Consider the following 23,191-nt stretch of genomic DNA (forward strand, 5'->3'; position numbering starts at 1 on the left):
CAGTGTAATGCGAACTGTATAATTTTGATTTATTTTGTTTTCTAAGTTTAAAAAACAAGTACAACACGAATGTTTGAAAAAATCTTTTCTCTAAGTTTACTAGTCTTGTTAAGTATTAATTTTGCTTTAGCTCAAGGGAATTTTGGTATAGTTTTTCCAATGACCGAATCGGATAGAAATAAATCTTGTGGAGATTGCTTTTCAGCATTTCAGCAAAAACCAAAAGAGGTAAATTTTTCTATAAAAAATGATAATGGCAATTTGTATTTTGAGACTAACGACAAAACTTGGTTCAATAGTTTATTTAAAAATACTAATGATGGAATAGCTATTGATGTGGTTTCAAAAGATATCTATAATTGCGCTGTAGAGAATTTAGAAACAAATCAAATTAAAGGTACATTACTAAGGCCTGTTTATGCCTCACGACTCAAAAATGGTTTAAAGTCACATAACAGCAATTTGTTTAGGGTTTTAGTAGGAAAAATTCCAGACAATCTTAAAAATAAGGAACTAGAATACAATATTCTTTTTCTTGGCAATAAAACACTCTGGCGCTATCAAGTAATTTATGATCTTAAGGCTTACAAATGGGACTTATTGGACATGGGAATGTATTTAGACTCCTTAAGTTTTAAAAATGAGAAAGTTGAAAATACTAATGATGAGAAGGTTGAAATTAAGTATAAAACGCTTCGATTTAAAATCCCATTTAAGAAGAATAAATCGGAGTATTCAATAGAGGATATAAAACCAGTTTATGATTCTCTAAATTTAACAAACTTTAATATCAAAACAATAAATATTAAAGCGTATTCATCTATTGAGGGGAGTTTAGAGCGCAATATAGAGTTACAACAGCAACGCGCAAATAGTATTGCAAAAGCGATTCAATCTTATCAAACATCTGATATTAAAACGACAATTTCTTCTTCTGAAAACTGGGTTGAGTTTTTAAACGATATCGAAGGAACAAGTTATGATAACCTAAAACTTCTTAATAAGGACGAATTAAAATCTAAATTAGTAGGTTCGTTTTCAGAAAAGATGGAACCCTACTTAAAAAAGCATAGAAAAGCCGTTATAACATTAGAATTAGAACGAAAAGATGTTTATAAGGTAAAATCTGCTACTGAATTGGTTTCACTTTTTAATTCGTCCATAAAAGCGAATGAATTAGATAAAGCAGCACAAATACAGAATTCTATTTTTGAAAAGCTGAAGAATAACGAAATATCTCCAGAAGTTCTGAAACAAATGAAAATACCTAAGCAATTAAAATACCTAAATTTTTTAAACAATAATAGTGCTATAAAGTATCAATTAAATGAAAGACAAATTATTATTGTGCGAAATGAACTTGAAGAACTTATAAAGTTAGACGCTAAAAACCCAAGAGTTCGTTACAATTTGGTGGCTTTAAAATTTAGAATTTGGCGGCACAATTTTGAGTCTGTAAATGATACTAAATTTAAATCAGAAATTTATGCCCTAAAAAGTTTTGGAATTTCTCAAGAACTTATTGATAGAATGATGATTAACTATCATATTATTAAAAGTGAAAAGGCTATGCGAAACCGTGATTACAATAATAAAGACAAATCAGTAGAGTATATTACCAATGCCTACAAGAAAATTTCACTTTCGGATTTTGATTATTTTAGTTTAGCCCAATTTTTAGTCTATTATTCTAATACAGATAAAGCGGCTGAATTATTGAACCAAAAGGTGCGGTCCATTGACGTTGATGAAGACCTACTGTTTTACTACTTAAATCTCACTCTAGTGGATAATGAACTTACCAAGACTGATGATTACAGAGCTATTATGCTCAATGCGTTTAATCTTAACCAGAATAGGTACTGCAAAATATTTAATTCCATAGAAGAAGGTGGAGTCACGTTTCAACTATTAGCAAATGATTACCTACGGAAAGGTTACTGCGAAAATTGTAATAATTAAAAAGAAAGTTTAAAGTTCTTTTCTCAAACGTGCTACAGGAATATCTAATTGTTCTCTATATTTCGCAACCGTTCGCCTGGCAATAGGATAGCCTTTTTCTTTCAGAATTTTAGAAAGCGCTTCATCGGTCATAGGTTTCTTTTTGCTCTCTTCTTCAATAACTGTTTCAAGGATTTTTTTAATTTCCCTGGTTGAAACTTCCTCACCTTGATCGTTGGTCATTGACTCAGAGAAGAATTCTTTAATCAATTTTGTACCATAAGGTGTATCCACATATTTACTGTTTGCTACGCGGGAAACTGTTGAAACATCCATTTCAATTTCGTCTGCAATATCCTTCAAAATCATAGGACGTAAATTTCGCTCATCACCAGTTAAGAAATATTCTTTCTGGTAATGCATTATAGAACTCATGGTCACAAATAAAGTCTGCTGACGTTGTCTTACGGCTTCAATAAACCACTTTGCAGCATCTAACTTTTGTTTGATGAACATAACCGCATCTTTCTGGGCTTTAGACTTCTCTTTAGTCGCCTTATAGCCTTTAAGCATGTTATTATACTCGCGTGATACGTGAAGCTCTGGTGCATTTCTACCATTCAAGGTTAACTCTAGTTCGCCATCCACAATCTTTATGGCAAAATCTGGTACAATATGTTCTACAATTTTATTGTTTCCTGCATATGAACCACCAGGTTTTGGGTTAAGACGTTCAACCTCTTCAATGGCATCTTTTAACTGTTCTTCGTCAATATTGAATTTCTGCATTAATTTTTTATAATGCTTCTTTGTGAATTGCTCAAAACCTTTGTCAATAATCGTAGTTGCCAATTCAACATCTGGATGCTGTTCTTTGCGATGTAATTGAATACTTAAACATTCTTGAAGATTACGGGCTCCAACACCAGCAGGATCCAATTGATGTACAATTTGCAATACCTTTTCAACCTCTTCTTCCGTTGTGTACACATTTTGCGTAAAGGCTAAATCGTCTGTAATATCAGATAACGAACGACGTATATAGCCACTTTCGTCTACACTACCAACTAAGAAATATGCAATTTCTTCTTCTTGATCAGATAAACGAAACGTATTCAATTGATTTATTAAATGCTGCGTAAATGACGTTCCTGCAGCATATGGCACGGATTTATCCTCGTCATCTGCGCTATAATTATTGGCTTGTGTACGGTATTCTGGAATTTCGTCGTCACTTAAATATTCATCAATATTGATGTCATCTGCTTCAATCGTCTCATTGTCCTCGTAATTATCTTCGGAATTATCAAATTCATCAAAATTGTCTTCAGAGGCTTCCGATTCTTTTCCAGTATCCAATGCAGGGTTTTCTTCCAACTCTTGTTTTAAACGTTGTTCAAAAGCTTGTGTTGGCAACTGAATCAACTTCATAAGCTGAATCTGCTGTGGCGAGAGCTTTTGTGAGAGCTTAAATTGTAAAAACTGCTTTAGGGACATAATTTGTTATTCTCTTAGATTATAAAAGTAATGAAACTATTTGAAAGAATAGTTGTAAATTACTTGGGCACAGATTACCTAAAACCTACTATTGCGTAATGAATTTCAGAATTCCGTTTTCCCCCTAGAGGAAATCAAAGATTCAGCGATACATTACTTTTAAATATTCATTATGAGTTAATTAAAGGGGATTAAAACTCTGCATTCTGTGGCGTTCTAGGATAAGGAATGACATCTCTAATATTTCCCATACCTGTAGCGAACATTACCAAACGCTCAAAACCTAGACCAAAACCTGAATGAACTGCGGTACCGTATTTTCGTAAATCCAAATACCACCATAATTCCTTTTCATCGATATCTAAGGCTTTCATTTTTTCCTTTAAAACGTCTAAACGTTCTTCACGTTGCGAACCGCCTACCATTTCTCCAATGCCTGGGAACAAAATATCCATGGCTCTTACCGTTTCTCTTCCTTCGTGGTCTGGTTCATTTAAACGCATGTAAAACGCTTTGATATTTGCAGGATAATCAAACAATATCACCGGACATTTAAAGTGTTTTTCCACTAAGAAACGTTCATGCTCTGATTGTAAATCGGCTCCCCATTCTTCAATGATATAGTTAAATTTTTTCTTTTTGTTAGGTTTAGAATTCCTTAAAATATCAATAGCTTCGGTATAACTAACGCGTTTAAAGTTATTATCAACCACGAACTTAATTTTTTCAATTAAGCTCATAGCACTGCGTTCGGCTTGTGGTTTTGTTTTTTCTTCTTGTAATAGTCGACCTTCCAAAAATTCCAAATCTTCTTTATTCTTTTCAAGAACATAGCTTAAAACTGATTTCATAAAGTTTTCTGCCAAATCCATATTCCCATCCAAATCCATAAAAGCAACCTCAGGTTCAATCATCCAGAATTCTGCCAAATGACGCGTGGTATTGGAATTTTCAGCTCTAAAAGTCGGTCCAAAAGTGTAAACTTTGCCTAAAGACATCGCATAAGTTTCTGCTTCTAACTGACCAGAAACCGTTAAATTAGTTTCCTTTCCGAAGAAATCTTCTTTATAATTTACAGAACCATCTTCATTTAATGGTGGATTTTTCGCATCTAAATTTGAAACTTTGAACATTTCGCCAGCGCCTTCTGCATCACTTCCTGTTATAATTGGAGTGTGCATATAGTTGAAGCCATTCTCATTAAAATACTTGTGGACTGCGAAGGATAATGAGGAGCGTAAACGCATCACAGCACTAAACGTATTAGTTCTGGTGCGTAAATGCGCATTTTCCCTTAAGAATTCAAAAGAGTGTTTTTTAGGTTGAATAGGATACGTTTCAGGATCAGAATCCCCTAAAACTTCTAAAGTTTTTACAACGATTTCAACGGATTGGCCTTTGCCTTGGCTTTCTACCAATTCGCCTGTAACATGAATTGCAGCACCAGTGGTAACACGCTTTAATAAGGCTTCGTCAAAATTTTCAAAATCGACAACACATTGTATATTATTAATGGTAGAACCATCATTTAAGGCAATAAATCGGTTCGCTCTAAAAGTTCTTACCCAACCTTTTACGGAGACATCTTGTAAGGTTTCATCTTGCGATAGTAATTGGGCTACAGTTTTTGAAGTCATTTTTTAAATATTTTGGATGCTATTTGTTTTTTAATTTTTTTGTTCTGAGTCGTCTTCGTCTTCAGAAGGAATAATATTAATTGAAGGTTCTCTCAAAACCTCTTTATTTGCAATATTTCGCTCCAAAGATAATAATAGCGAAGGTAATAACAGTAGATTGGATAGCATAGCAAATAATAAGGTTATGGACACCAATGCGCCTAAGGCAACCGTACCACCAAAGCTTGAAATGGTAAATACCGAAAACCCGAAGAATAACACAATTGAGGTATAAATCATACTTACTCCAGTTTCTCTCAATGCGGCATAAACGGATTTTTTAATCTTCCAATGGTTGGCTTGTAATTCTTGTCTATATTTTGCCAAAAAGTGAATGGTGTCATCTACCGAAATACCAAAAGCAATACTAAATACCAGAATGGTCGATGGTTTTATAGGAACACCAACATATCCCATTAGTCCAGCTGTTACTACTAGTGGCAATAAATTTGGAATCAAGGACACTATAATCATTTTAAAGGAACGGAAAAGATAGGCCATAAATAAAGCAATAAGAAAAATAGCGAGCGTTAAGGATATAGCTAAATTTTTAACCAGATATTTAGTTCCTTTCTGAAACACCAAGGCTTTACCTGTCATGATAACCTCGTAACGCTCATTGGGAAACACCTTATTTATTTTGGTTTGAAGGTCTTCTTGGATACGCTCCATTTTATCAGTACCGACATCTTTCATAAAGGTTGTAATGCGTGCATATTGACCTGTGCTATCCACAAAACTACTGAGCAAATCAACATCTGAGGTTGAGTTTTTTGCATAAGAAAGGATAAAACTATTTTCCTGACTCGTGGGTAATTGATAGTATTTTGGATTGCCATTGTAATAGGCTTGCTTGCTATATTTCACTAAACTAACCACGGAAATTGGTCGTGATAATTCTGGGATATCATCAATCAATTCTTCCAATTCTTCCATACGTTTTAGTGTCGCTAATTTCATAACGCCTTTTTTACGCTTGGTATCAATCATAATTTCCAATGGCATTATACCATCAAATTCAGATTCAAAAAATCGAATATCCCTAAAAAATTCCGTGTCTTGTGGCATATCTTCTATAAGACTTCCTGAAATTTTAATCTGATAAATTCCAATTATACTGCCAATAATCAAAATGAGAGCGGTAACATAAATGGTAATTCTACGGTGTCTTACCATATTTTCCATCCAATTAACAAAAGCACTGATCCAACGTTTGTTTAAATGTTCTAAGTGACGTTCTTTTGGATAGGGTAAAAAGGTGTAAAGAATAGGAATGATAAGTAAACACAATAAAAATATGGCGACGATACTCAGCGAAGCGACGACACCAAACTCTTTGAGTAATTTACTCTCTGTAAGAATAAAAGTTGCAAAACCAGAAGCCGTGGTTATATTGGTCATTAAGGTTGCGTTACCAACTTTTGTAATCACACGTTGTAAGGACCTTACCTTGTTGCCATGGGATTTTACTTCGTGCTGGTATTTATTGATTAGGAAAATACAGTTCGGAATCCCAATAACGATAATCAATGGTGGAATTAAAGCTGTGAGCACTGTGATTTCATAACCTAATAGTCCTATTATTCCAAAAGTCCACATCACGCCAAAACACACCACAATAAGTGAAATGAATGTCGCTCTAAAGGACCTAAAGAAGAGGAAAAATATCAATGAGGTTACAAACAATGCTGCACCAATAAAAATAGGGATTTCATCTACAATACTTTTCGCATTTAAAGTTCGAATGTAGGGCATTCCAGAAAGTCTGACGTCCAGACCTGTTTCCGCTTCAAAGCGTTCAACTTTCGGTAAGAAATCATCGATGATAAAATCCTTTCTAGCTGAGGTATTGACGATGTCTTTCTGCATATAAATAGCAGTACGAATCGTTTTCGTTTCAGCGTTGAACAAGAAATTATCGTAAAATGGGTATTGTTTAAAAAGTTCTTCTTGAAGCTGATCAATTTCTTCGATGCTATGGATGGAATCCTTTATAAAGGGTTCTAAATCGAATTGCTCCTTTTCTGTGTTCTTAACTAATTTTTGAAGATCTTTAATGGATAAAACCGACTCAACTTCATCATAACCCTTAAAAGAATCCGCTAGTTTGTTCCAGGCATTGAGTTCTTTAACAGAAAATAAACTCGAATCCTTTACACCTAAAACAATTAAATTACCTTCTTCTCCGAAAACTTCTAAGAAATCGTTGTATATAAGATTTACTTCATGGTCGTCTGGCAAAAGATTAGCTTCCGTAAAAGTAAAACGCATGTGTTTCCATTGCATACTGAAAAACACGGTGGTCAGGACTATAGCAATGAGTATAAAAATCTTATTACGAAGAATAAGGCTTGCTATAGTTTCCCAAAATCCTTTAGTTGAAAGTTTAAACATCTACCGATTTGATTGGTCGCAAAGGTAGAAAAAAGCTGTGGATTTGTTCTGGAAATATTGGGATTATAACGAAATATTAAACGTGAACTTAAAAGCAATATTATCTTCAAAATTAGGTAAATGATAACCACCATAGCGATAGGCAAAACTGAGTCCAAAACCGAAGAGCAGCTTATTGATTTCAAAACCAGATTCTGAGTAAACATGTTTAAGCGTCCCGAAATCTACACCTTGATGCCTGTCTCTACTGTTCATGTCTCCAACGGCGTAGCGCGATATTAAAACGAGTTGCGGTTTAAAGCGTTCTGCAATTTTAAAAGGTGCAAAAGCGTGTTTTATCTGTAATGTTGAAAACTTATCACTAAAAAATTCATTAAAATACATGGTTTCAAAACTGTTTAATCCTGCCACTGAAAAACGCTGTAGAATAGTTTCTTTGGTTATATTGTTTGGGTAGGCATGATACAAATGTGTTAGAGGTGCATCTCCTCCTGCAATTCCTGCCACTAAGGTAATCCTAGTTGTGGCGTCATTTTTATATTTGAATTCTTGAATCGTTCTAAAGTCGAGCTTTGAAAACGTAAAGTCACCGCCAAAAATAGATTTAAAACCTTGGGTTAGTTGAAGCGTGAATTTAGGATAACCATTTTTGATGACTTTTACGTAGTCTTCGTTAACAGAAAATTGACTAAAAGGACTCCACTGTAAGCTGATTTTTGCAGTACTTAGATCGAACGTGTTATAACTTCTATTGTCTAATAGATAAGTATAATTATACGTTGGATTAATTTTTGAAATAGCGAATTGTGTTTCTGAAAGTAGGTGGTTAGAAACGGTATGTTGCAATGCAATAGATTTTGTAATGTGTCTATGAAATAAATCAATATTTAACAAGCGTGGTTCAAAAAAGGTAAAGAAACGTTTATCGGTTAAAAACTTTGAACTACCCGTTTCTTGTAGGTCATCAGTATAGGCAACATTTACCCATGTATTTGTAGCTTTATGCGCTCTAAAGCCACCACCAATTTTATATTTTAGGCGATTATCCTTGAAACCATAAACCAAGTAACCGTCTAACCTGTAATGTTCTGAAAACCGATCATTTGTTATACCTCCTAAACCTGTTCTGAGACCCTCGTATTGGTTGAACTTAATGAGGTAGCGTAAATCTAAGTTGAAGTAATTGAAAGGAAGATAGCCATTACCAATATTTTTTAAGAATTCGGTTTTTTTAATGGAATCTTGAGCGGCTTTTATCGAATCTTTTTCTTGAAGATCCCGTTGTTGTGCATAACTGAATGCTGCAAGTGACAAAAGAAAAATAACAAGCAGGCGCTTTAACATGTATGATTATGAATTATGATTGAAAAAAATATCCCAAGGAATTTGGGATATTTTTATATTTTGGGTATTGAGCTTATACGGTCATAATCTCTTTCTCCTTTACCTCAAGGATCTCATCAATTTTCTTAACGTAAGTATCGGTTAAAGTTTGCACATCAATTTCAGCATTTTTCTGTAAATCTTCAGAAACATCTGCATTTTTTATGTCGTTCATAGCTTCCTTTCGCGCATTTCTAATTCCTACTTTAGCGTCTTCCGTTTCTGCCTTAGCTTGTTTGGCTAAATTTTTACGACGTTCTTCTGTTAATGGAGGTACATTGATGATAATCATGTCACCATTGTTCATAGGATTAAACCCTAAATTGGCCAACATAATTCCACGTTCAATTTCTTGCAACATGGATTTTTCCCAAGGTTGAACGGAAATGGTTCTACCATCTGGTGTATTGACATTAGCGACTTGGCTCAGAGGAGTTTGCGAACCATAATAATCTACCATAACGCTGCCTAACATTGCAGGACTCGCTTTACCTGCTCTTATGTTAACGAGCTGTTTTTCTAAATGCTTCATCGCAGCTTCCATAGATTCTTTTGCTGAGTCTATTATAAATTTAATGTCTTCGTTCATAATGTTGAAATTTTAATTTACGATTATCAAAATTTAAGCCAAAACTTATTAGTTGACTTTAGTGCCAATATTTTCTCCGGTAACTACTTTTAGTAAGTTTCCTTTTTTGTTCATATCAAAAACAATAATTGGCAGGTTGTTTTCTTGACTTAAAGTAAATGCAGTAGTGTCCATCACTTTGAGTCCTTTACTTAGAACATCTTTAAATGAAATGTTTTCAAATTTTACTGCATTTAAATCTTTTTCAGGATCAGCAGTATAAATACCATCAACACGTGTACCTTTTAAAATGACATCTGCTTCAATTTCAATAGCACGCAAAACGGCCGCTGAATCTGTAGTAAAATACGGATTTCCTGTGCCACCTCCAAATATAACAACACGTCCTTTATTAAGATGGCTCATCGCTTTTCTTCTAATGAAAGGTTCTGCTACTTCATTAATTTTAATAGCAGTTTGCAAACGTGTTTTCACATCAGCATCTTCTAAGGCATTTTGTAATGCCAAGCCATTAATTACAGTGGCCAGCATTCCCATATGATCACCTTGCACACGATCCATACCATTCATCGCTCCAGCAACACCTCTAAAAATATTTCCACCACCAATTACTATGGCAACTTCTACACCTAAGTCAGTTATTTCTTTGATGTCTTTAGCATATTCGGATAAGCGCTCAGGATCAATCCCATATTGACGGTTTCCCATTAAGGCTTCTCCAGATAATTTTAGTAGAATTCTTTTATATTTCATTAGATGGTTTCTATTTCTAAATTATGGTCTAATGTAATTCGCCAGGTAAAATAATATATGAAATTAAGATATGATTTTGGCTCATTTCATTTGATAGATTAAAAGTTGAGCAAAGCTACGTAATTATTAGCTTCTGTAAAAGTGAAAAAAACGCAAAAAAAATGCCTCTCAATATGGAGAAGCATTTTTTAAAATTATATTTCTGGATGTTATTGATTATCCAACTGTAGCACGTTTAAAACCAGTAACCGATACGTCACCATAGGTTTTAACGTAATCAGCAACCGTTTGCTTTTCATCTTTAATAAACTTTTGATCCAATAATGCTTTTTCTTGGTCTAAAGTTGTGTTATCAGAAATGAAACGCTCCATTTTACCTGGTAAAATTCTGTCCCAAATTTGCTCTGGCTTCCCTTCAGCTTTTAACTCTGCTTTTGCAGCTTCTTCAGCTTCAGCAATAACTTCTGGCGTTAATTGTGCCATTGAAATATAGCTTGGTACATTTTTTAAGGTTTTACCTAAACGTCCTAATTCGATATTATCTTTTTCAATGACTGCGATGCGTGCTTCCGTTTCTGATGCGATATAAGCGGCATCAAAATCTTTGTAAGATAACGTCGTTGCTCCCATTGAAGCCACTTGCATAGCTACATCTTTAACCAAGGTGTCAACATTGTCAACTTTAGCAGACAAACCAACTAAGGCTGCAATTTTATTGATGTGAACATATTGGCCTACATAAGGTGCTTCTAATTTTTCAAAAGCAGTGATATCCAATTTTTCTCCAATAACACCTGTTTGCTCAGTTAATTTTTCAGCAACGGTCATGCCGTCAAAATCTGCAGCTAAAAATTCTTCTTTGGAGTTGTAGTTTAAAGCTGTATCTGCTAAATCATTAGCTAATTTTACAAAGTTTTCATTTTTACCAACAAAATCGGTTTCACAACCCAAAACGATTGCAACACCAGCAGTATTGTCGTCATTTATTTTTGCAACTGCAGCACCTTCAGAAGAATCTCTGTCAGCTCTTTTTTCTGCAACTTTTTGACCTTTTTTACGTAATACTTCAATGGCTTTATCAAAATCGCCACCAGCTTCAACCAAAGCTTTTTTACAATCCATCATACCAGCACCAGTTGCTTGTCTTAGCTTGTTTACTTCTGCTGCTGTAACTTTTACAGTATTTTCCATAGTTTTTAAATTTAAAAAGTCATTTAATTTTTTTTCGATATCCCATCGACTACGCTCAGGGCATGAAAAAGAACCAAATGACTTTTAATTGTATATAAATGTTATTTATTCTTCTTCTTCAGAGGCAACAGCTTTCTTCTCAGCTTTTTTAGCTGGCTTTGCGTCTGATTTTTTCTCAGATTTTTTGTCTTCTGATTTTTTAGACTTTCCTTCTTTATCCGCTTTTTCAGCTTTTCTTTCGCTTAAACCATCTGCGATAGCAGAGGTTACGATAGATAAGATTTTATCTACGGATTTTGAAGCATCATCATTTGATGGGATTAAATAATCTACTTCACGTGGGTCAGAGTTAGTATCTACCATCGCAAAAATTGGGATATTTAATTTTTGTGCTTCTTTAATAGCAATATGCTCACGCATAATATCTACAACGAATAAAGCACCAGGTAAACGTGTCATGTCAGAAATAGAACCTAAGTTCTTTTCTAATTTTGCACGTAAACGATCAACTTGTAAACGTTCTTTTTTAGATAAAGAGTTGAATGTGCCATCTTTCTTCATTCTATCAATAGAAGCCATTTTCTTTACGGCTTTTCTGATCGTTACAAAGTTAGTTAACATTCCGCCTGGCCAACGCTCAGTAATATAAGGTTGGTTTACAGCACCTGCTTTTTCAGCTACGATGTCTTTAGCTTGTTTTTTAGTAGCAACGAAAAGGATTTTCTTTCCTGATGCCGCTATTTTAGCTAACGCTTCAGAAGTTTCCTCGATTTTTGCTGCTGTTTTGTAAAGGTTGATAATATGGATACCGTTACGTTCCATATAAATGTAAGGGGCCATGTTTGGATTCCACTTACGTGTTAGGTGACCGAAGTGTACACCTGCTTCAAGTAATTCTTTTACTTCTACTTTTTCCATTTTGTAATAGTTTACGTTCTGTTAAATTAGCAATGACTGAGTGGTTGCTAATCGCGCGCCTCAATCATTTAGATGCTAAACTGTAATCCTGAACTCGTTTCAGGACCTTTTTTCAATAAAAAATAATAATCCAGAATCTGCCGAAGCAGATTCTGAATAAAATTGTGTTGGATATTAACGTTTCGAGAATTGGAATTTCTTACGCGCTTTCTTCTGTCCGAATTTCTTACGCTCTACCATTCTTGGGTCTCTCGTTAATAGACCTTCTGGCTTTAATATTGCTCTGTTTTCAGGATCTAGTTCGCACATTGCACGACTTAATCCTAAACGTATTGCTTCTGCCTGGCCGGTGATACCACCTCCATATACGTTAACAGTAATATCAAAGTTGCCATCATTGTTAGTCAAGGCTAAAGGTTGGTTTACTTTGTATTGCAATGTTGCAGTACTAAAATAATCCGCCATGTCTTTTTTGTTCACCGTGATTTTGCCTTTTCCTTCAGCAAGGTACACACGAGCAACAGCCGTCTTTCTACGGCCAATTTTGTGAATTACTTCCATTAGTTAATTTCGTTTAATTTAATTGCCTTTGGTTTTTGCGCTTCATGAGGATGCGCTGTACCAGTAACAACTGTTAAATTTCTAAAAAGAGTAGCACCTAATTTATTTTTAGGTAACATTCCTTTTACTGACTTCTCTACCAATCTACTTGGGTCTTTCCCAAATAATTCAGTAGCTGTCAAACTTCTTTGTCCACCTGGATAACCTGTGTGACGGATGTAACTTTTTTCCGTCCATTTGTTACCAGTTAAGTTGATTTTTTCAGCATTGACAACAATTACATTGTCACCGCAATCAACGTGTGGCGTAAAATTAGGCTTGTGCTTACCTCTTAAAAGTATTGCTACTCTTGAAGCTAAGCGACCTAAAGTTTGTCCTTCAGCATCAACCAAAACCCACTCCTTGTTAACGGTAGCTTTGTTAGCTGAAACTGTTTTGTAGCTTAATGTATCCACACTAATTTGATTTATATTTACGCTTCACAGCGCAAAAAGATTAAACATTCCTCTTCAAAAAAGAGTTTGCAAATTTACGATAAAGTATTGATTTACCAAACCTTGATGAATATATTTTTAGGAGTAAAACCAGTATAATGAGGTTATAATAATTTTGTTTGAATTAAATAATTGGTTTTTAAAGGCTATGGATGGTTTTTTTAAGTTTTTAAACCTAACATATTCTCAATCTACTGGAACAATTAATACTGGAATATTTGACTCCTTTATAAGCGAATTAGAAACGCTTCCATATAAAGCCTTGTAGAAAAAGCCATGGTCCTGATAGCCTGAGATAATAAGATCAATTTTAAGTTTGTCCGCTTCTTCCAATATCATTTCCAAGGTTGGGCCTTGTACTAATAACCCTTCGGATTCAATACCTTTCTTCTCTAATTGAACTGAATAGTTCTGAAGTAATCGATGTTCTTTTCTAAGTTCAGTGGCAAGGTTATCTCGTATATATTGTGGCCCAACACTATAACCTACAAAATCTGGATCTGGTGCTGCAATATGAATGATCCAAACTTTAGCCTCAAATTTTTCTGCCAATTTCGAGGCTTGGTCAATGAGTAATTGCTCATTCCCTTTTAAATCTATGGTTACTAATATGTTTTTCATTGTATGATGATTTTTAAAACATATAAGATAGTATTTTATGGCTTATAAAGCAATTCTTATGATTAAATACAAGTGAATAAAGATTTTTAGCTTTAAGTGTCCGCTGTAGCGCGTTGCAATCGGTCGTTGATGGATTTGCCCAATCCATAATCAGGCATACGTTCAGCTATAATAATATCAAGGTGCATTTTATCTAATTGGTGCAGTACATCATATAAATTTGAAGCCGATTCCGTTAAGTTTCCCGTTTTAGAAAGCGCTATTTGAACTTCAACAGAATTATCTTCAATTTCATTTTGAAATGTTATCAACCCTATGCGTTTTCCTTTGTAAATAGGTAAAAGTTTGGAGATATTTTCAGTTAAAATCGTTTTTGTTTTTGGTGCGTAATGACGCTCTAACATGCCTGGTGCATCAGGTGCAATGTTCTTTTTACTTCGACTTTGCTCAGCGACAGAATTCTTGATTTTAATTTTGCCCACAATACGCTCAATATCTTCTAATGCCGTTGAACCTAATCGGTATATAATCGGTTCATCATTTTCAAAACCTATAATAGTCGATTCAATGCCGCTGGTGCAGGCGCCACCATCTAAAACCATTTTAATTTGATCCTTAAAATAAGTTTCTACGTGTTGTGCTGTAGTCGGACTGATACTGCTAAATGGATTGGCACTGGGCGCAGCCAAAGGGAAATTCAACTGATTTAACAATTCTAAAGTTATTGGGTGATTGGGAACACGAACCGCAACGGTATCTTTTCCTGCGGTAATTAAATCTGGAATTGTATTTTTCTTCTTTAGAACCAGAGTTACTGGTCCTGGCCAAAAGGCTTCAGCTAATAATTGGGCTTTTTCAGGAACATACTCAACAATACTATTGAGGCTATCTATCGAGGGAATATGAACAATCAGCGGATTAAAGAATGGTCGCTTCTTAGTTTCAAAAATGGCTTTGATGGCTTTTTCGCTATAGATATTTCCTGCTAATCCGTAAACCGTTTCAGTTGGAATGGCTACAATTTCATCAGCATTTAACAATGCAACTGCTTTCGATACGTCTTTTGAAATAATGTCCATAGTCACAAATATGACTGCAAAATTACTTCAAAATCGCATATATCTAAGATTTAAGCCGTTTATTTTGGCTCTCTTCTTTTTGTTGATATAAGGCATAAGCCAAAATGGCCATTTCAATGCCCAAGATGACTAATTTTGCTTTTTTGCTTTTGGTCAATGCACTTGTGAGACCTAATACTTTTGTAATTATCATTGATTATTTTTTATATGTTAGTTATTAGGCGTTATCTCTTGGTTGATGCTTTTCTCTTCGATCTTTAACTTGGTGGTTAATATCCCGACCATCTACTTCTTTTTTATTTATGGCACTTTCAGCAATGCTGGTTTCATTTTTTTCTTGTTTGTCTTTTTTGTCCTTATTAATTGTCATAACGTTTGTTTTAAATGTGAATTTAAAATTAGCGGAATCTATGTTTAAAACTTGACTGATTTAAAAATAGAATTAACGGATATGACACGATAGATAATTTTTTTCCCTTTCATTAAATAATGACTTCCCATTTAGTAGTTTTGCAGCCTTAAAATTCAGAATATGATTTCAGTCGATAATTTAGCAGTGGAATTTAGTGGACAAACGCTTTTTAGTGAGGTGTCTTTTACTATAAATGAAAATGACAAAATTGCCTTAATGGGCAAAAATGGCGCAGGAAAATCTACCATGATGAAAATTATTGCAGGTGTTCAGAATGCGACTCGTGGTCATGTGCGTTTTCCTAAAGATGTCGTAATTGCTTATTTGCCACAACATTTATTGACTGAAGATAATACTACTGTTTTTGACGAAGCTTCAAAGGCTTTTGCTCATGTTTTTGAAATGCGAGACGAAATGGATGCGCTCAACAAACAATTGGAAACCAGAACCGATTACGAATCTGACGCGTACATGAAAATCATTGAGCGTGTTTCAGATTTAGGTGAAAAGTATTATGCCTTAGAAGAAGTGAACTATGACGCTGAAGTCGAAAAAGCACTGAAGGGGTTAGGATTTAAACAAGAAGACTTTACAAGACAAACCAACGAATTTTCTGGTGGTTGGCGCATGCGAATCGAATTAGCTAAGATTCTGCTTCAAAAACCAGATTTGATTTTATTGGATGAGCCTACCAACCATATTGATATTGAATCTGTCATTTGGTTAGAGGATTTTTTAGTGAATAAAGCGAATGCTGTTTTAGTAATTTCACACGATAGAGCGTTTATTGATAATATTACCAATAGAACTATTGAAGTGACGATGGGTCGCATTTATGATTACAAAGCCAATTATTCGCATTACTTGCAGTTGCGTGAAGACAGACGTACACATCAAGTAAAAGCCTATCAAGAACAACAGAAGTTTATTGCGGATAATAAGCAGTTTATTGAACGTTTTAAGGGCACGTATTCTAAAACTAATCAAGTATCATCAAGAGAACGTATGCTTGAGAAACTGGAAATCATTGAAATTGATGAGGTCGATACGTCTGCATTACGATTGCGTTTTCCAGCCACACAACGTTCTGGCGATTATCCTGTAACCGTGAAGGAAGTTTCCAAATCGTATGATGACCATGTGGTGTTTAAAGAAGCTAATATGTCTATAGCTAGAGGAGAGAAGGTATGTTTTGTTGGACGGAATGGTGAAGGAAAATCAACAATGATAAAAGCCATTTTAGGCGAAATTGATGTGGAAGGCATTTGCAGTTTAGGGCATAACGTTAAGGTTGGCTATTTTGCCCAAAACCAAGCGGCTTTATTGGATGAAAATTTAACGGTTTTTCAAACGGTTGATGAGGTTGCGAAAGGCGATGTAAGAACTCAGATTAAAAATATCTTAGGTGGTTTTATGTTTCGAGGCGACGATATTGATAAAAAAGTCAGTGTGTTATCTGGTGGCGAAAAAACCAGATTGGCGATGGTAAAACTATTATTAGAGCCTGTAAATTTATTAATTCTCGATGAGCCAACCAATCACTTGGATTTAAAGTCGAAAGATGTATTGAAAGAAGCACTTCAAAATTTTGATGGGACATTGATATTAGTGTCTCACGATCGTGATTTCTTACAAGGACTTGCTAAAAAGGTCTTTGAGTTTAAGGAAAAACGTGTGATAGAACATTTTGAAACCATTGATGATTTCTTGGCCAGAAATCGAGTGGAAAGTCTTAAAAGTTTGGATTTGTAATTATTAGTATTTCACGATATATAATTTTACACCCCTAAAGTCCTCTTAAGGGGACAGTCCGCTCAGTTGAATCAAAGTATAAGGAGACTTTAGGGATGTCTTTCAAAATGAAAGATCTTATACTTCTAATTATTGATGGCCCTATAATTATTATAGACATACCAAATTAAACACCTTAACGTTTCGTAACACTTAAGCCACAATATTTTAACTACTTTTGCAAAGTGAAGAATAAACTACAACTTTCGGATTGGTTGCCTACCACAAATAAAGAGGTGAAGATTCGCGGATGGGAAACACTCGATGTGATCTTGTTTAGTGGAGATGCCTATGTGGATCATCCAACGTTTGGACCTGCGGTTATTGGCCGTATGTTAGAGAGTTTTGGATTGCGTGTGGCTATTGTTCCGCAGCCTAATGTGAATGATAACCTTCAGGATTTTGAGAAATTAGGGAAGCCAAGACTATTTTTTGGGGTTACTGGTGGTTGCATGGATCCTATGGTAAGTAATTACAATGCGAACAAGAAGAAGCGTGATAAGGATGCTTATACACCGAATGGTGATATTGGTTTCAGACCAGATTATGCTTCCTCTGTTTATTCTAATATCTTGAAAGAAAAATGGCCAGATACACCAGTTTTGATTGGTGGAATTGAAGGGTCATTACGTCGTGTGACGCATTACGATTATTGGAGTGACCAACTGATGCCAACTATTTTAGAAACGTCTAAAGCTGATATGTTGGTTTATGGGATGGGCGAACAACCATTAAGAGAAATTATTCGTTTGCTAGAAAAAGGTGTTCCGTTTAGTAGTTTGAATACCATTAATCAAACCGCAGTACTTTTAAATAAAGAGGAGAGCATTCCTAAGAACAGCAATTGGGAAGATGTAGAAATTGCTTCGCATGAAACTTGTCTAAAGGACAAAAAACAATACGCTTCCAATTTTAAGGTTATTGAACAAGAATCCAACAAATTGGCTGCGCGACGAATTTTTCAGAAAGTAGGCAATAAGATGCTGATGATTAATCCGCCTTATCCAACGATGACCGAGGCTGAAATCGATGCGTCGTTCGATTATCCTTATACCCGATTACCACATCCAAAATATAATAAGCGAGGACCGATTCCTGCGTTTGAAATGATCAAGTTTTCCATCAACATTCATCGTGGTTGTTTTGGTGGTTGTAGTTTTTGTACCATTTCGGCGCATCAAGGCAAATTTATTGCGTCCCGAAGTCAAGAATCGATTTTAAAAGAAGTGGATACGGTTGCTAATATGCCAGATTTTAAGGGCTATTTATCTGATATTGGAGGTCCAAGTGCCAACATGTACCAAATGAAAGGGAAAGTACAATCTATTTGCGACAAATGTGTGGCACCAAGTTGTATTTCGCCAGTCATCTGTAGTAATTTAGATACGTCCCATAAACCTTTGACGGAATTATATCAAGCCGTCGATAAACATCCGAAGGTAAAAAAATCGTTTATAGGTTCTGGAATCCGACATGATATGTTGGTACCGGAATTCAATAAGAATGCGGACCCAAAAGAGTTAGACGATTACACCGAGGAAGTGATGACGAAACATGTTTCAGGTCGACTTAAAGTAGCACCAGAACATACCAGTGATCCTGTTTTGAAACTGATGCGTAAACCTTCGTTTAAATACTTCCATAAGTTTAAAGAGCGTTTCGATAAGATTAATATTAAGAAAGGCTTAAAGCTGCAGTTGATTCCTTATTTTATATCTAATCATCCAGCTTGTGAAGTTGAGGATATGGCCAATTTGGCTGCTGAAACCAAGGATATGGGTTTCCAGTTAGAACAAGTTCAGGGCTTTACACCAACACCAATGACGGTTGCTACTGTTATTTATTACAGTGGTTACCATCCGTACACACTTAAGAAAGTAAAAACACCAATTTCTAAAAAAGAGAAAGACGAGCAACACCGTTTTTTCTTTTGGTACAAGGACGAAAACAAAGCATGGATTAAAAAAACCTTGAATAAACTGGGTCGTCAAGATTTACTTCAAGTATTACTACCAGAAAAAACTGAAAAGTGGCGTAAAAACAAACCAAAAGGAGAGGCCAAAAACACCTTTAATGATGCGGTGCCTTTTAACCAACGTAAAAATGAGGATAAGGTTCGGTTTAAATCTAAGAAGCGGAAGAAGAAGAGTCGACGTTAGCATATTGAGATCGTACAATTTGACATAAAATTTATTTTGGAATCGTTTTTGTAAATTGTTTAGAGACAATAATTAATTGGCTATTAAGTTATTTCAATATGAGAAGATTGGTAACCCTTATATTTTTACTTTTTTCAATACTATCATTCGGGCAGTTAAAACCTGGCTTTAATACTAATGAAGCTAAACATACTATGGCGATGTGCAATAGTTACAATTTCATCAAACAATTTAATTCCGATCAAACCATTATTCCAAACGGCTATAATTTGAGCTATACCTCAGATGTTATGAGTATGGATAATAAATTTCAGGTTTATGAAAATGGCAAGATTGGCGTCATTAATTATAGAGGTTCTACGGATAGTGTCATCAGTTGGGTAGAGAATTGCTATTCAGCCATGATTCCTGCAAATGGAACAATTACGATAGACGGTGAAGCTACCGAGTATGCATTTGCTAAGGAAGAAACTGCAGCAGTTCATGCTGGTTACGGTTTAACTATAGTTGTGCTTTCTGATGTTTTAAAAGCACAAATAAAAGCGTTAAATTCAAAAGGCATTTATCATATTATTATCACAGGCCATAGTCAAGGTGGTGCTTTGGCGACGATGACACGTGCTTATTTAGAGAATTTGCCAAAAGGGGAATTGTCTTCAAAAAATGTATATAAAACATATGCTTATGCGCAACCTATGTCTGGGAATAAAGAATTCGCTATTGAATATGACGAACGATTTAGCGATGGAGGAACGAGTTACTCTATAATTAACCCTCAAGATCCTATACCGAATTTGCCATTTAATTATGAAGAAGAGACACTAATAACTAAAGATAAAATTAAAGGCTGGCTATTTGGGGACGATGAGTTTAAACCAAAGGACTTAGGAAAAGATGCGTTCATTAGATTGTTTGAAAGAGGTATTAAGAGCTATGTAAAAAATAGTAATACCTTGGTGAATAAAATTCTTGGGTTGAAATTCGGGAAAATAGAAATGCCAGAGTTTGTTAGCGATATTAATTATTTTCCAACAGGGAACCTTAAGGAAATAGAACCATTTGAGTATCCAAAAATTGAATTGGATGTTAGTGACCTAACCGAAGAAGAGCTCAAAGATCTTCCGCAAGACGAAGACGGAAATTGGTATAAACAAGAACCTAAATTTTTTCAGCATAGTCCTTATAATTATTATGTGGCGATGCTTAAAAAATGGGACAGATCTTCTTTTGAAAATTTAGAGTTGTTTTATTTGGATTCGGATCTGTAAGATGAGTTTTCAATTGTTTTATTAAGTATGAATTGTCAAATTTCGAATTACATAATTTATGTTTTGGTGCTTTAATTCTACATTATATATTGAAAAGTTTGTTGGTTAAGATTGTCCCCTTGAGGGGACTTTAGGGGTGTAAATTTTTGATAATAGCTAATGAAAAATAAAATAATACCATACAACCCAGATTTAAAAATACTTGCTAGACAATTAAGAAAAAACAGCACGTTACCTGAAGTTTTGTTGTGGCAGAGTATAAAACAACGTGCTCTGGGAGTTCAATTTCATAGGCAGGTTCCAATGTTAAATTACATCGCAGATTTTTATTGCCACGAAATAGGTTTAGCTATTGAAATAGATGGAATAAGTCATGATCATAGTTTCATGTATGATGCCAAAAGACAAGGTGAGTTAGAAGCCTACGGTGTTACTTTTTTGAGATTTTCTAATGAAGAAGTTAAAAAGAATATGTTTAGTGTTTTGTTGGTTATTGAAGATAAAGTTAGAGAATTGATTTAGTAGCTTAATCAAAAACACCCCTAAAGTCCCCTCTAGGGGACAATCTGATTCTGAAAAAAAGCTTATAACTTTTTGAGTTTATTATCTTAGTTAAAATTTCTTTTTAAATTAGGTTTGTTTACTTTTAAATCAAAGTATTACGAACATGTCAAAACTACTCAACAACCTCCCAGTCGAAGATTTAACTGAAGACAATGATTACTTAGGAATTATAGACAAAGGTCAAAACATTAAAGCTTTTTTAGAAAATACAGATGAATTTGAAGAGATAAAATTGTTTTCACTTTACGGTGAATGGGGATTTTATAACTACTTTCCTTTTAGTCTCATTTAAAGACTTTAATTCTTCTAGATCTGATTTGTAAACATCAAATTCCAATTCATCATGCAGTTGTAAGAATATTTCGGGTTTATAATTGTCAGCTTCGATTTTGAACATAAATTGTTACTAACGTTTCAATTGGATTTGATTAATATTATTTTAATTATTCCGAAATAAACTGCTTATAATGCGCATAACGTTCAAAAATTTGATTCACATAGTTATAAGGCTCAATACCTCTTACATAACCATATTTTACCACTGGGTCATTGTAATTTTTTGGTAAGCTTAATTCTAGAATCATATCCTCTACATTGTCATCCCATAGTTTTGGATTTAGCCCACGTTTTTTAGCTAGTTTTTGGGCATCTTTAACATGGTATAGGCCACAGTTGTAGGAAGCCATTGTAAATTTTTTACGTTCAGTGGAATCCTTTACAGCTTCAAAATATTCGGATAGTTGGCCAAGGTAAGACGTACCGCCTCTAATACTTTGTTTAGGATCAGTACGGTCAGTAACACCAAGTTCTTTAGCAGTTTTTGGCATAATTTGCATCAAGCCTTTGGCATTGGCCCAAGAACTGTTGTTGGGATCGAAGCGCGATTCTTGATAAATAAGCGAAGCAACCAAACGCCAATCCCAACCTATTTTTTCAGAATGTATTTTAATTAAGCTGTCATAGGGACTGATCTCTTCTTTATTCAAACTGTAAAAATCACTTTTAACACGTCTCCTAAAGTCCTTTTTATTTTTGAAATACTTATTATAAATCACATTGTAATCCACATCTTTTTTTAGCTCTTCTAGCCATAAGTTGGTTGCTTTTAAAAGTTCTGGTGAGTTTTTTCGGGTAGCCCAGCCGATACGCTGAGAGAAGCTTACAGGCACATCAACATCTAATATAGGGTGATATGACGCCATTATTTTAGCAATGTTGTTATCTGCTATGGTATATTTAATCTCACCGTCAGCGACTTCTTTTATGATTTTATCCGTCGCCATTTCGCCAGGCAGGTTTTTAATATAAATTTTGCCACCAAGTTCTTCGGACAGATTGATTATTCTCTCTTTGTAAGCAGATTCATTACGAACGGAGACCGTGTCTTGCAATAACTCTATGGCATCATTAACTAAGGAATTTTCCAATTTGTGCCAATGCATCGTTCGCCAATCATCTGGTTTTTTCTGTACAAGAACTTGTTTGGTTAAATACAAATAATTTGAAAATGAAACCGAAGCTTTGCGGCTTGCAGTTATCGTTAAGCCATGCGCTAAAATGTCGCCATCACCTCGATTGAGCATGTTTATGAGGTCGTCAATATCATCTGCCACTATGATTTCTAGTTCTAGATCGAGATATTTTGCGAGACGTTTTAATAGCTCATATTCGTAGCCCATGGGCTTACCTCTGTAAAGAAAGTAGCTTGTGCCACTATAAACGGTTAAAGCTTTGAGTTTACCGTCCTTTTTAATAGCTGCGAGATCTCTTTGCTGCGTTGGCTCTTCTACAGTAATATTACTATTGCTATTAGGTTTTTCGACGCAAGTGAGATATAAGGAAAAAAATAAAATCGCTATAAATTGAGAAAGGTTAAAAGGTTTTTTGTTAGCTGGCATAA

General features: G+C 34.8%; 21 protein-coding genes. 6 read left to right on the plus strand and 15 right to left on the minus strand.

Annotated features, from left to right (window positions below; translation table 11 throughout):
• The first annotated feature begins 69 nt into the window (after positions 1-69).
• Entirely contained in the window at positions 70-1,962 is a 1,893-nt protein-coding gene (locus HM990_RS01805; RefSeq protein WP_178987295.1) for a hypothetical protein, read from the plus strand.
• 9 nt (positions 1,963-1,971) lie between these two features.
• Here the strand turns inward: HM990_RS01805 and rpoN are convergent, their stop codons facing one another.
• The 14 genes from rpoN to HM990_RS01875 form a co-directional block, all read right to left on the minus strand.
• Positions 1,972-3,438, minus strand: coding sequence for an RNA polymerase factor sigma-54 (gene rpoN / locus HM990_RS01810; protein WP_178987296.1), 1,467 nt, complete (start codon positions 3,436-3,438; stop codon positions 1,972-1,974).
• A 191-nt stretch (positions 3,439-3,629) separates the two neighbouring features.
• The gene (gene asnS / locus HM990_RS01815; protein ID WP_178987297.1) at positions 3,630-5,075 is read right to left on the minus strand and encodes an asparagine--tRNA ligase; all 1,446 of its coding nucleotides are present in this window, start codon (positions 5,073-5,075) and stop codon (positions 3,630-3,632) included.
• Positions 5,076-5,105: 30 nt separating this feature from the next.
• Complete coding sequence (locus HM990_RS01820; protein WP_178987298.1) at positions 5,106-7,508, minus strand: efflux RND transporter permease subunit; 2,403 nt, start codon at positions 7,506-7,508, stop codon at positions 5,106-5,108.
• A 63-nt stretch (positions 7,509-7,571) separates the two neighbouring features.
• Positions 7,572-8,852 carry a DUF5686 family protein gene (locus HM990_RS01825; protein WP_178987299.1) on the minus strand — a complete coding sequence of 427 codons (1,281 nt, stop codon included), beginning with the start codon at positions 8,850-8,852 and terminating at the stop codon, positions 7,572-7,574.
• Between the two features lie 73 nt (positions 8,853-8,925).
• Positions 8,926-9,480: a ribosome recycling factor gene (gene frr / locus HM990_RS01830; protein ID WP_178987300.1), complete on the minus strand. Its 555-nt coding sequence runs from the start codon at positions 9,478-9,480 to the stop codon at positions 8,926-8,928.
• A 48-nt stretch (positions 9,481-9,528) separates the two neighbouring features.
• A complete protein-coding gene (gene pyrH / locus HM990_RS01835) occupies positions 9,529-10,233 on the minus strand; it encodes a UMP kinase (protein ID WP_178987301.1) in 705 nt (234 codons plus the stop codon).
• A gap of 216 nt (positions 10,234-10,449) precedes the next feature.
• The gene (gene tsf / locus HM990_RS01840; protein ID WP_178987302.1) at positions 10,450-11,424 is read right to left on the minus strand and encodes a translation elongation factor Ts; all 975 of its coding nucleotides are present in this window, start codon (positions 11,422-11,424) and stop codon (positions 10,450-10,452) included.
• Positions 11,425-11,529: 105 nt separating this feature from the next.
• A complete protein-coding gene (rpsB, locus tag HM990_RS01845) occupies positions 11,530-12,342 on the minus strand; it encodes a 30S ribosomal protein S2 (protein ID WP_178987303.1) in 813 nt (270 codons plus the stop codon).
• A 174-nt stretch (positions 12,343-12,516) separates the two neighbouring features.
• Positions 12,517-12,903: a 30S ribosomal protein S9 gene (gene rpsI / locus HM990_RS01850; protein WP_178987304.1), complete on the minus strand. Its 387-nt coding sequence runs from the start codon at positions 12,901-12,903 to the stop codon at positions 12,517-12,519.
• On the minus strand, positions 12,903-13,358 hold the full coding sequence (gene rplM / locus HM990_RS01855; protein ID WP_178987305.1) for a 50S ribosomal protein L13: 456 nt from the start codon (positions 13,356-13,358) through the stop codon (positions 12,903-12,905). Before rplM ends, rpsI begins: the two co-directional genes overlap by 1 nt.
• Before the next feature lie 225 nt (positions 13,359-13,583).
• A complete protein-coding gene (locus HM990_RS01860) occupies positions 13,584-14,018 on the minus strand; it encodes a universal stress protein (RefSeq protein ID WP_178987306.1) in 435 nt (144 codons plus the stop codon).
• Between the two features lie 92 nt (positions 14,019-14,110).
• Positions 14,111-15,097, minus strand: a complete 987-nt coding sequence (locus HM990_RS01865; protein WP_178987307.1) for an L-threonylcarbamoyladenylate synthase — start codon at positions 15,095-15,097, stop codon at positions 14,111-14,113.
• 43 nt (positions 15,098-15,140) lie between these two features.
• Positions 15,141-15,290 carry a hypothetical protein gene (locus HM990_RS01870; RefSeq protein WP_178987308.1) on the minus strand — a complete coding sequence of 50 codons (150 nt, stop codon included), beginning with the start codon at positions 15,288-15,290 and terminating at the stop codon, positions 15,141-15,143.
• 24 nt (positions 15,291-15,314) lie between these two features.
• Complete coding sequence (locus HM990_RS01875; RefSeq protein ID WP_178987309.1) at positions 15,315-15,467, minus strand: hypothetical protein; 153 nt, start codon at positions 15,465-15,467, stop codon at positions 15,315-15,317.
• 162 nt (positions 15,468-15,629) lie between these two features.
• Between HM990_RS01875 and HM990_RS01880 the strand changes: the two genes are divergently transcribed.
• The 5 genes from HM990_RS01880 (at position 15,630) to HM990_RS01900 (ending at position 21,583) form a co-directional block, all read left to right on the plus strand.
• Positions 15,630-17,261, plus strand: a complete 1,632-nt coding sequence (locus HM990_RS01880) for an ABC-F family ATP-binding cassette domain-containing protein (protein ID WP_178987310.1) — start codon at positions 15,630-15,632, stop codon at positions 17,259-17,261.
• Between the two features lie 224 nt (positions 17,262-17,485).
• Positions 17,486-19,459 (plus strand): YgiQ family radical SAM protein, encoded by a 1,974-nt coding sequence (locus HM990_RS01885; protein ID WP_178987311.1) that lies wholly within the window; start codon positions 17,486-17,488, stop codon positions 19,457-19,459.
• A 98-nt stretch (positions 19,460-19,557) separates the two neighbouring features.
• The gene (locus HM990_RS01890) at positions 19,558-20,727 is read left to right on the plus strand and encodes a lipase family protein (protein ID WP_178987312.1); all 1,170 of its coding nucleotides are present in this window, start codon (positions 19,558-19,560) and stop codon (positions 20,725-20,727) included.
• 159 nt (positions 20,728-20,886) lie between these two features.
• Positions 20,887-21,249: an endonuclease domain-containing protein gene (locus HM990_RS01895; RefSeq protein WP_178987313.1), complete on the plus strand. Its 363-nt coding sequence runs from the start codon at positions 20,887-20,889 to the stop codon at positions 21,247-21,249.
• A gap of 145 nt (positions 21,250-21,394) precedes the next feature.
• Positions 21,395-21,583: a hypothetical protein gene (locus HM990_RS01900; RefSeq protein WP_178987314.1), complete on the plus strand. Its 189-nt coding sequence runs from the start codon at positions 21,395-21,397 to the stop codon at positions 21,581-21,583.
• A 151-nt stretch (positions 21,584-21,734) separates the two neighbouring features.
• On the opposite strand, the gene HM990_RS01905 is transcribed toward HM990_RS01900, so the two are convergent.
• Positions 21,735-23,189: an MltF family protein gene (locus HM990_RS01905; RefSeq protein WP_178987315.1), complete on the minus strand. Its 1,455-nt coding sequence runs from the start codon at positions 23,187-23,189 to the stop codon at positions 21,735-21,737.
• Between the last annotated feature and the right edge of the window lie 2 nt (positions 23,190-23,191).

The sequence above is a fragment of the Winogradskyella schleiferi genome (genome assembly GCF_013394655.1).
GTDB lineage: Bacteria > Bacteroidota > Bacteroidia > Flavobacteriales > Flavobacteriaceae > Winogradskyella > Winogradskyella schleiferi.